This is a genomic window from Acidobacterium sp. FHG110202_01 (genome assembly GCF_059115305.1).
Window position 1 is genome coordinate 1 of the sequence record NZ_JBZYWJ010000025.1, and the last position, 1,178, is coordinate 1,178.

The 1,178-nt window shown below is 61.0% G+C and carries 1 protein-coding gene; it reads left to right on the plus strand.

Annotated features, from left to right (window positions below; translation table 11 throughout):
* A partial coding sequence (gene tuf, locus AC5S16_RS23150; protein WP_493932494.1) for an elongation factor Tu occupies positions 1–1,178 on the plus strand: 1,178 nt, incomplete at both ends.

The following is a 1,178-nucleotide window of genomic DNA, read 5'->3' on the forward strand; positions in this document are numbered from 1 at the left end:
GAAGGAGAAATTTGACCGGTCGAAGCCGCACGTAAATGTGGGAACGATCGGACATATTGATCATGGGAAGACGACGTTGACGGCGGCGATCACGAAGGTGTTGTCGAAGCACAATCCGAACATCAAGTTCCGCTCGTTTGACACGATTGACAATGCGCCTGAGGAGCGGGAGCGGGGCATCACGATTGCGACGGCGCACGTGGAATACGAGACGCCGAACCGGCACTATGCGCACGTCGATTGCCCGGGCCACGCCGACTACATCAAGAACATGATCACGGGCGCGGCGCAGATGGACGGCGCAATTCTGGTGGTGGCAGCAACGGATGGCCCGATGCCGCAGACCAAGGAGCACGTGCTTCTGGCGCGTCAGGTGGGTGTGCCGTACATCGTGGTGTTTCTGAACAAGTGCGATGCGGTGGACGACCCTGAGCTGATCGACCTGGTGGAGATGGAAGTGCGCGAGCTTTTGTCGAAGTACAGCTTCCCCGGCGACGATGTGCCGGTGATCCGCGGCTCTGCACTGGGCGCGCTGAACGGCGAAGCGCAGTGGGAAGCGAAGATCGACGAGCTGATGGAAGCAGTGGACAAGAACGTTCCTCTGCCGGCGCGCGCGATTGACCAGCCCTTCCTGATGCCGATCGAAGACATCTTCTCGATCTCTGGCCGCGGCACGGTAGTGACGGGCCGCATCGAGCGGGGCAAGGTGAAGGTGGGCGAGGAAGTGGAGATCGTAGGCTTCCGCGAGACGCGCAAGACCGTAGTGACGGGCGTGGAAATGTTCAAGAAGCAGCTGGACGAAGGACTGGCGGGCGACAACGCGGGACTTCTGCTGCGCGGCATTCCGAAGGAAGACGTGGAGCGCGGGATGGTTCTGGCAAAGACAGGATCGATCACGCCGCACACGAAGTTCAAGGCGGAGATTTACGTGCTGTCGAAGGAAGAGGGTGGACGCCACACGCCGTTCTTCAACGGGTACCGTCCGCAGTTCTACTTCCGCACGACGGACGTGACGGGCGTAGCGAAGCTGCCTGAAGGCACGGAGATGGTCATGCCTGGGGACAACATCGCGCTGGAGATCGAGCTGATCACGCCGGTGGCGATGGAGAAGGGCTTGCGGTTCGCGATCCGCGAAGGCGGCAGAACCGTAGGCGCCGGCACCATCAGCGAGATTCTTC